Here is a 1,878-nt window from a genome sequence, read left to right as displayed (position 1 = left end):
GGGTGAATTGTTTTTCTAAAAAGCGTTCTGGTTTAAAAGTATGGGAATCGGGGAAAGTTTGCTCGCGGTGGTGAGCTAGATAAATACAACCCATAAGAATTGTCCCTTTTTCTAAAGGATAACCATCTAGTTCTACCGGTTTTTCCACTACTCGCGGAAAAGTTAACATTCCCACGGGATGAATGCGTAAAGTTTCCGAACAAACTGCCGAAAGATAGGGTAATCGAGTTATGTCAATGGGGTTAGGATTATCTCCTAAAGTGGCTATTTCTTGGAGAATTTTTGCTTTAATTTCTGGATAGCGATGAGTCCAGTAGAGCGCCCAAGACATAGAAGTGGCTGTGGTTTCATGACCGGCGAATAATAAGGTCATTAATTCATCGCGCAATTCCTTATCGCTCATCGGGTTGCCTTCTTCATCCCGGGCGGACATCAGTAGTGATAAAATATCGGTGCGATTGGGGTTAGGATTAGCTTTTCTTTCGGCAATTTCTGTATAGATAATATCATCAATTTTTTCTTGGGAACGCTGGTATTTTCCCCAGGGACTCCAAGCACCCAAATCAGCCCGCAAAATTGGGAAAAATAGCAAAGAAGCCATCACCGGAGAGTTAAATATATCGAGCATTTCAGCCAGAATTTTTTTCAGGGTTTGATAACGTTCCCCTTGACTAATTCCAAAAACTGCCTCCATAATTACTTGTAAAGCAATCGCTGTGGTCGCTGAACGGGCTTTAAAAGGTTGATTTTGGGGCAATTCTGCCATTACTCTCAGGGTAATATCGCGGATTAAATCGCCGTAGAAACGCATTCTTTCCCCGTGAAAAGGTGGCAATAAAAGCTGACGGCGTTTTTTGTGGATGTCTCCGTCTAACATGACGACGGAATAATCACCAATAATCGGGGCAATAATCCGATTGGCTTCCCCCGGTGCCGAGAATTGTTTACGGTCATTAGTTAAAATTTGTTGTAGGGCCGAAGGACTACTGACAAAGATAAAATTATCTACAGTTAAACCCACTTTTGTGCTAAAAATATCGCCATGCTTGCGGGCGGCATTTTCCATAAAAGCTACGGGATTAATGATCCATTGTGCCATTTGCAGGAAGGTAGGGGCTTTGACCTTGGGGAGGATTTTCATAGATTAATTGCTATATCGAATGCTAATTATTTCTAATTGTGACATTTTTTCCCCAGAGACGGCAAGGTGTAATAAGCTGCCCGCGCATTTAAATTGCTTATTGAGATGAGGCAAGAGGCACTCTTGCAAGGGGCAAGAGGCAAAAGTAAAGGGATTAGGGGAGATTTAGCTAATCTAAGGATAGGCAGTTAAGATACCTCTCAGCTTATCAAGTAAACAGCAAAAATTACCGGGCTGTTGCTCGTCCTATCTTCTCCCAGAGAGGGGGATTTTCTGGGAATTTTCAGGATTGGCTTTCTGGTCTAAACAATGATAACTACGGTAGAATAGCCCCTAGTTCTATTTAATTCGCTTTTATAGTTTAATCTCTCTTTTATTCTCTTTTTAGGGACTTGTGATGATTATTTCCCAGTCCAGCAACTGGAAAAAGCTGGTTATTTGCCGTTATTTGCCGCTGCTAATCGCCTTTAGCGGCACTTTTCTCCTGACTACTCCCCCCGCTTTTGCCCTCGAATCCAGTGCCTCCACAGGTTTTAATCCTCAAACTATTCTTTTCCATGCCTTAACTTGGGTGGATAGTTTGGGAGCCGTGGGAGCGATCGCGTTTATAATTATCTATATTCTAGCTACTGTGGCCTTTTTTCCAGGTTCAATCCTGACTTTAGGGGCTGGTGTGGTTTTTGGCCTGGTTTTAGGCTCTTTTTACGTCTTTATCGGGGCAACTATCGGCGCTACTG

Annotated in this window: 1 protein-coding gene and 1 pseudogene; one reads left to right on the top strand and one right to left on the bottom strand. The window is 42.8% G+C overall.

Translation table 11 applies throughout. From position 1 onward, the window contains the following. A partial coding sequence (locus PX481_RS26605; protein ID WP_288096935.1) for a cytochrome P450 occupies positions 1-1,141 on the bottom strand: 1,141 nt, incomplete at its 3' end. Between the two features lie 397 nt (positions 1,142-1,538). On the opposite strand from PX481_RS26605, the pseudogene PX481_RS26600 reads away from it, so the two are divergent. Beyond that, positions 1,539-1,878, top strand: a pseudogene (locus PX481_RS26600) (TVP38/TMEM64 family protein); the annotation flags it as partial.

The sequence above is a fragment of the Microcystis sp. M53603_WE2 genome (genome assembly GCF_030065435.1).
The sequence above is the reverse complement of the archived record's forward strand: the minus strand, read 5'-3'. Positions and strand labels throughout refer to the sequence as shown.